Source organism: Asticcacaulis benevestitus DSM 16100 = ATCC BAA-896 (assembly GCF_000376105.1).
Taxonomy (GTDB): Bacteria; Pseudomonadota; Alphaproteobacteria; order Caulobacterales; family Caulobacteraceae; genus Asticcacaulis; species Asticcacaulis benevestitus.
This window is the reverse complement of sequence record NZ_AQWM01000074.1, coordinates 1-4,882: the sequence shown is the minus strand read 5'-3', so window position 1 is coordinate 4,882 and position 4,882 is coordinate 1. Positions and strand designations below refer to the sequence as shown.

General features: G+C 52.6%; 7 protein-coding genes. 5 read left to right on the top strand and 2 right to left on the bottom strand.

Translation table 11 applies throughout. The annotated features are described in order from the left end of the window. Positions 1-199 (top strand): hypothetical protein (locus tag B060_RS0123255; protein ID WP_026173099.1); only part of this gene is annotated, 199 nt, incomplete at its 5' end. A gap of 25 nt (positions 200-224) precedes the next feature. Beyond that, a complete protein-coding gene (locus B060_RS25815) occupies positions 225-497 on the top strand; it encodes a hypothetical protein (protein WP_018083879.1) in 273 nt (90 codons plus the stop codon). A gap of 323 nt (positions 498-820) precedes the next feature. Here the strand turns inward: B060_RS25815 and B060_RS0123240 are convergent, their stop codons facing one another. Continuing rightward, entirely contained in the window at positions 821-1,924 is a 1,104-nt protein-coding gene (locus tag B060_RS0123240) for a Fic family protein (protein ID WP_026173098.1), read from the bottom strand. 183 nt (positions 1,925-2,107) lie between these two features. Between B060_RS0123240 and B060_RS25810 the strand changes: the two genes are divergently transcribed. The 3 genes from B060_RS25810 (at position 2,108) to B060_RS0123225 (ending at position 4,496) form a co-directional block, all read left to right on the top strand. Beyond that, on the top strand, positions 2,108-2,644 hold the full coding sequence (locus B060_RS25810) for a bis-aminopropyl spermidine synthase family protein (RefSeq protein ID WP_081607014.1): 537 nt from the start codon (positions 2,108-2,110) through the stop codon (positions 2,642-2,644). Between the two features lie 277 nt (positions 2,645-2,921). Continuing rightward, positions 2,922-3,242: a helix-turn-helix domain-containing protein gene (locus B060_RS0123230; protein WP_026173097.1), complete on the top strand. Its 321-nt coding sequence runs from the start codon at positions 2,922-2,924 to the stop codon at positions 3,240-3,242. A 3-nt stretch (positions 3,243-3,245) separates the two neighbouring features. Next, positions 3,246-4,496, top strand: a complete 1,251-nt coding sequence (locus B060_RS0123225) for a type II toxin-antitoxin system HipA family toxin (RefSeq protein ID WP_018084179.1) — start codon at positions 3,246-3,248, stop codon at positions 4,494-4,496. Positions 4,497-4,640: 144 nt separating this feature from the next. On the opposite strand, the gene B060_RS27890 is transcribed toward B060_RS0123225, so the two are convergent. Further along, on the bottom strand, positions 4,641-4,882 hold a 242-nt coding region (locus B060_RS27890), incomplete at its 5' end, for a hypothetical protein (RefSeq protein WP_211210486.1).

Here is a 4,882-nt window from a genome sequence, read left to right as displayed (position 1 = left end):
ACGCCTGCTGGCCTTGCGCCGTGTCGCCACCATCGAGAGCATCGGCTCCTCCACTCGCATCGAAGGCAGCAGGCTATTCCCCTCAAACCATACCGACATCTTCAATGACATCCTGGTCAGGGAAGGGCTCAATATGATCCTGAAGGCCATCCCGCTCACCGCCTTGATGAACTCCTGCCCTGGAGCTGGCATCCCTTAACCCAAAGCAAGACAGAGGCGGCCTGATGGCTTACCGAGACAGTACATTCTTCACTTTAAAATATGTCGCCCAGCAGCTTGAGGAAGACGAAGATCTCCTACGCGAAATAACCATAGAAATGTTCTCTGAGGAGGGTTGCTTTACCGTTTACGACGATTACCCAGCCGATGAGACAAAGGAGTCGATCACAGTTTTTACCACAGATGGGATCGACTACCTGACCGAGGCTCTGAAAGACAATCGGGATCACTACGTCGAGCAACGTACGAAAACTGAATTGTTCTGCGCCAAAAAATGAATACACGCCTGTGGCCTTGGGCGTATGGGTACGTAGCGTTTGCGACAGCCTGACCATAGAGTGCCAACTGGCCTGCATAGTCCAGCGCTTTGGCTTCCCATGTTTCTCGGGATTCGGGAAAGGACTTATGGTTAAAAATTATAAAGCCATCGTCGTCTTCGCCCAGCAGGTGAATTCGCCCGGAAATAAGCTGGTCTTCAATCCTCGCAAAAACTGGTACCTCGCGGTAAAGCCTAACACCTGGCATTGATCTAGCGCACAGATCGAGGAGTAACGTGCTTCACCGCAGGCAAGAACTCATCACATGCGACAGGCAACTCCGCCTATTCTGATATTAGCGAATAGCTTGTGCTGCGTCCGCCCGACCCATCCTTGACGAGGATGTTTCGCTTAATAAGATCGTCGATGTCGCGACTTGCGGTGTCCTGCGAGCACTTCGCTATTGAAGCCCATTTGGACGATGTCAGCTTACCTTCAAACCCGTCCAGGAGGCGGGTAAGCATCATCCGTTGGCGCGGATTGAGCACGTTGACATCGTGCTTTTCCCAGAACTTCGCCTTTACCATCACAGACGCAAGGATCGTGTCTGCGCCCATGAAGGCTCGATCCAGGCATGCCAGAAACCATGCCAACCATTTGGTTATGTCGAGGTCACCTTTCTGCGTCGCTTCCAGCCTGTCGTAATAAGCGTTACGCTCAAAGCGTATTTGAGCCGACATGCTGTAGAAGCGTTGTGTGCTTTGTTCAGACCGCGCTAGCGCCATGTCGGCAATCGCACGAGCAATCCGGCCATTGCCATCCTCGAAAGGGTGGATCGTGACGAACCACAAATGCGCGATGGCGGATTTGATAACCGGGTCGATATTTGATTTTGCCTCGAACCATTGGAGGAATGCGTTCATTTCGGCATCGAGCCGTTCGGCTTCGGGCGCTTCGAAATGAATTCGCTCGCGGCCTATGGGGCCGGAGACAACTTGCATGGGGCCGGCTGCGCCGTCACGCCACGCGCCGACGACGATTTTTGTTATACCGCTACGGCCCGTCGGGAAGAGGGCGGCATGCCATCCGTACAAGCGTTCCACATTAAGCGGCCTATCGTAATGCTGTGTCGCGTCGAGCATCATTTCGACGACACCCTCGACGTTACGGTCGACGGGCGCGAGCGCACCGATATCCATGCCGAGGCGTCGAGCGATTGAGGATCGAACTTGATCCTTGTCGAGGACTTCGCCTTCGATTTCGCTTGATTTCAAAACATCTTCGGTGAGGGTATTGAGGACCGCTTCCTCTCGTAGGGCGAAGCCCAGAGCTTCCATGCGCCCCACAAGCCTGCCTTGATGATGTCGGACAGATGCCAGTTGGTCGGCGAGTTTTTCATGGCTCCATCGGAATTTTGGCCAACTTTCTAGCTCGTGAATATATTCCATATTATCCGCACTCCTTGCGGAGATTATGCAGAATATACTCCGCACATGCAAGGATTATATTCCGCATATCATGCGGAGATTATGCGGGTTATTCTCCGCACCCGTTTATTACCATTTTCGTGAAACTGGTAATGGTCGCGTGCGGTAAAGGCGCGGAGTGTTCTCGATTTTGGCCCTAGCCGAATAACCGTTTTTGATTTTGACGAAAGGGTTGTTGAAGCTGTGATGAGGTTCGCTGATAAAGAACGAATTGAGCACTTAGACGCCAAGCTCTATAATTGTTTGGACGCGTTTCCATCCCCGGCGAAGTACGACTGCTTTTACACCAACCCTCCTTGGGGAGCTTCCAACGCAGGTGAAAGTGTAAAAGTCTTCACACAACGCGGTATGGAGGCAATTGGGTGGCAAGGCGAGGGACTAGTCGTTATTGCGGACGATAACCAATTAGCCTGGCCTCAGCAGGTGTTGGCTCGGTCCCAACTTTTTGCCTTAGAGAACGGGTTTTTCGTCTCAAAATTTCAACCCAAAATGCACCTGTATCATCTGGATGACGAGCCGGATCTAAAATCTTGCAATATGTTTTTCAGATCCGTGCCTGGGATGAATCCGCCATTGGCAGCAAGCGAAGCTATAACTGATCCAGATCGGCTTCAAAATTTTTATGGCAAGTCGAAGGAGCCGCGTGTGCACTACGTCCGCGAGAAAAAGCGATTAGATTAGCCGAACCGATGTCTGTATGAGTGGGTCACGATCGCGACGAAATCCGGATTGTTGAACGAAGCGGCGGTCCTCGAACGCCCAGGAGGGCGACCACGTTTTCCAAATAAATTTGCAGACGCCATGGCGGTTCTGTTCGAGCGCTTTACGGCCTCATCCTTGGTGTTTGATCTCTGAAAAATATTCCGATGTGATGTTTCGCTCGTTTATTAAGAACCTTAATTGAGTTGATGTAAGTATCGTGTTACATAATGACGTGAATTTGTAATAGGATGTTTACATGCCAACTCCGCATGAGCCCTCTATAGCCGTCCGACGAACTTTACGGGCTTTGGGCCAGAATATCAAAGAAGCGCGGCTCCGGCGTAATCTGTCAGCCGACGTCGTTGCCGGTCGCGCCTTTACATCGCGACCGACGCTCGTGCGCATCGAAAAAGGGGATAGCGGTGTAGGCATTGGTATCTATGCTTCAGTCTTGCAGGCACTTGGTCAACTTGAGGCCCTTGCCAACATAGCATCGATTGAATCGGACAAGGTCGGGCAAGACTTGATTGCGCAGAGTCTGCCGCCGCGAGTGCGCATTCGCAAGACCAAAGCTTAGATCATGACAGACATCGAAGTGCATATCGACTACGCCCAAGGTCATCACCTAGTAGGTTTGATGCGGCTAAACGAGGGGCGCAAGGGCCAGTCCGTGAGCTTCGAGTATGATCGAGGATGGGTCGAAGCCGATCACGGATTTTCGCTGGAACCCGCACTTCTTAAATCGGCCGGTGTTTTCCCACCTGGCGCCGATCGGGAGATTTTTGGGTCGTTGGGGGACTCCGCGCCAGATACGTGGGGGCGGCAATTGATGCTGAAACAAGAACGCCGCCGTGCAAAGACGGAGGGGCGTGTTCCCCGAACCCTGATGGAGACCGACTACCTTTTAGGCGGTGCCGATATCTCCCGTCTTGGGGCGCTGCGATTTCGGCGAGTCGGGGAAGAGGTATTCCAAGCGCCAAATGCGCGCGGCGTACCGGGGCTGCTTTCGCTAGGAGACCTGCTTGCAGCGACCGAACGTACCTTGAGAGACGAAGAAACCGACGAAGATTTGCTTATGATTTTTGCGCCTGGATCGTCTCTCGGCGGAGCGAGACCCAAGGCGTCGGTTCTCGATCAGCACGGCCGTCTTTCCATAGCAAAGTTCCCAAAGGAAACGGATGGTTATGGTCAGGAACTTTGGGAAACAGTCGCTCTCGATCTCGCTAAGAGGGCTGGTATCCAAACTGCGGAAACCCAACTGATCGAGGTTGCTGGAAAGCCAGTCGTTTTGTCGAGGAGATTCGATCGTGCCGACGAACACCGCATCCCATTCTTGTCCGCCATGTCGATGATGCAACTTCGCGACGGCGAACGGGCCAGCTATCCCGAAATCGTCGACGTTCTCGGACGTTACGGCGCCCAGGCAAAACAAGATGCTCATGAACTGTTTCGGCGCATGGTGTTCAACATCCTCGTCTCAAATGTTGACGACCACTTGCGAAACCATGGGTTCTTGTGGTCGGGCGCGGGAGGTTGGGTCCTGTCTCCGGCCTATGATATCAATCCGGTGCCAACAGATATCAAGCCCAGGATATTGACCACGACAATTGACCTGGAAGATGGCACTTGCGACATTGACCTTGCCCGATCCGTCGCGGGCTATTTCAATCTGCAGAATAAGGCCGCCGGCGATATAATTGCTGAAGTTGCCGAAGCTACGCAGCAATGGCGCGAGGTCGCTGGAAGGTTTGGGGCAAAAGCGTCGCAGATCGAGCGAATGGCAAGTGCATTCGCGCATGACGATCTGCGCACCGCTCTGTCGTTCCGTTAGGCGCCAAACATGTTCCTGGTATTGCTGATGATAATTGTGCTCCAACCCGGCAAAACGACGGCCTAGCAGTTGATATCAGTGCTTCGAGATAGTCGGCCGTGAAAAATGCTCAATATATTGAATTATATTGATAAAATGGTGTTTTCATGTATATTGAATCGCAAGGTTTCGGCTGTTTTGCGCCAAAAGCTTGCGAAATCCTCCGTGGTTTTGATTTGGGATTTCCGGTTCTGAGTGGCCGTGCTTGTATGTGGTTCTGTTATCCGTGAGGGCCGTCCATGCTTCCCAAGCCGCCAGCCAAACCCAGTGGTGCTGACCTATTTCGCTCTGAGCTGGATCAGATCCTTGATCCTGACCATGAGTTGGTTCGGCTTGCCAAGTTGATC

Coding starts and splice junctions, on each gene's coding strand:
- B060_RS0123225 (WP_018084179.1), top strand. CDS start 3,246: ATGACAGACATCGAAGTGCATATCGACTACGCCCAAGGTCATCACCTA.
- B060_RS0123240 (WP_026173098.1), bottom strand. CDS start 1,924: ATGGAATATATTCACGAGCTAGAAAGTTGGCCAAAATTCCGATGGAGC.
- B060_RS25815 (WP_018083879.1), top strand. CDS start 225: ATGGCTTACCGAGACAGTACATTCTTCACTTTAAAATATGTCGCCCAG.
- B060_RS0123230 (WP_026173097.1), top strand. CDS start 2,922: ATGCCAACTCCGCATGAGCCCTCTATAGCCGTCCGACGAACTTTACGG.